Raw genomic sequence first — 1,038 nt, forward strand, 5'->3', positions numbered from 1 at the left:
GGCACAGACTCCGATGGTCAACATGTCCGCGGAACAAGTGGTGAAGCAACTGACCGAAAGGCTGATGAAGGATCTCCAGGCGGATCCCGATCTGAGAAAGGGCGACGCCCGCAAGATCCGGGCGACTCTGGATCGGGAAGCCATGACCTACATCGACATGCCGCGGATGACGGCGGCAACGCTCGGACAGGATCGGTGGAACAAACTGCCGAGCGCCAAACAAAATGACCTCACCGAGCAGTTCTTTCAGCTGCTCATCGTCCAGTACGCCGGACATCTGTACCGCATTGATGGCCCCCCGAAGGATTTCGAGGTCGTCCCAAGTGCACACAAAGATTCCGCCGAACTGATCGCCTACTTCAAAACCAAGGATGGCAATACGAGAGTGCGATTCAAGCTGTTGTTGGTCGACGGCGCGTGGAAGATCGTCAACCTGTCGGTGTTAGACGTGTGGGTCGTCGAGACATTTCGAACTCAATTCGAAATTGCTTTGAGGCGGGGTGGCATAGATGGGTTGATCGCGGAACTGGCGGCGAAGAACCGCAATCGCGCGGCATCGAAGTGACACGCGCCGGGCGCCGCTCCTAGTTGCGCCCGGCCTGCGTCCGCTTTCGTGCTGTGCTGTTATCCGCTTCGAGTCAACAACGGTTGTCGTCTTTGGAAGCCTGCCGACTATCTGCAGTCGATCAACAAGTTCTTCACGTTCATGCCCTTTCCAGCCTTCTAGATTCCCCCACCGGCACACTCAACCGCCGCTGAGCGCCAGCACGATCGCCACGAAGTCGTCCGGTCGCAGTGCGTGGCCGAGGTTGCGCACGCCCTGGCCGTTGACGAAGATGCGCATGTTCGGGCGCAGTTGTTGCTGTTCGTCGACGACGCGAAAGCGCAGGCCCGGGTAGCGCTGGTCGAGGTCGGCAAAGAGCGCAAGCAGCGTCTCGCCGGCCGCATCCACCTCTGGCGCGCCGGTGTAGGAGCGCAGCGCGCTCGGCACCAGCACCTTCACGTCAGCTCCGCGACTTCGACCGCGTAGATCTCCGG

The 1,038-nt window shown here is 60.3% G+C and carries 2 protein-coding genes; one reads left to right on the top strand and one right to left on the bottom strand.

The features are described 5' to 3' along the window. Window positions 1-565 (top strand): MlaC/ttg2D family ABC transporter substrate-binding protein (locus AC1DYI_RS36720; RefSeq protein ID WP_477209004.1); only part of this gene is annotated, 565 nt, incomplete at its 5' end. 180 nt (window positions 566-745) lie between these two features. Here the strand turns inward: AC1DYI_RS36720 and AC1DYI_RS36725 are convergent. Beyond that, on the bottom strand, window positions 746-1,038 hold a 293-nt coding region (locus AC1DYI_RS36725; protein ID WP_477209005.1), incomplete at its 5' end, for a MoaD/ThiS family protein.

Source organism: Ideonella sp. P3_A4 (genome assembly GCF_056403075.1).